The following is a 309-nucleotide window of genomic DNA, read 5'->3' as shown; positions in this document are numbered from 1 at the left end:
TCGCGGCGAGGCTTAGCAACTGGCTGTTCAGCGCTGGCTCACGCTCGTAGACGTCCAGGCCGGAGCCGGCGATCTTGCCGTCATGGATCAGCTTGATCAGCGATTCCTCGTCGATGATGTCGCCGCGCGCGGTGTTGACGATGTAGGCCGACGGCTGCATCAGCGCCAGTCGCCGCGCCGAAAGCAGATGGAACGTCGCCGGCGTCGACGGGCAGTTGACCGAGATGATGTCCATGCGGGCCAGCATCTGGTCGAGGCTCTCCCAATAGGTCGCTTCCAGCTCGTCCTCGACCGCCGGCAGCACGCGGT

1 protein-coding gene is annotated in these 309 nt (G+C 65.0%); it reads right to left on the bottom strand.

Features of this window, described 5'->3' with window-relative positions; translation table 11 throughout:
* Positions 1 to 309: NAD(P)-dependent oxidoreductase (locus EN807_RS34170; protein WP_281405265.1), on the bottom strand; the 309-nt coding region annotated here is incomplete at both ends.

The sequence above is a fragment of the Mesorhizobium sp. M5C.F.Ca.ET.164.01.1.1 genome, assembly GCF_004792125.1.
Classification (GTDB): domain Bacteria; phylum Pseudomonadota; class Alphaproteobacteria; order Rhizobiales; family Rhizobiaceae; genus Mesorhizobium; species Mesorhizobium wenxiniae.
This window is presented reverse-complemented; position numbering and strand designations above follow the sequence as displayed.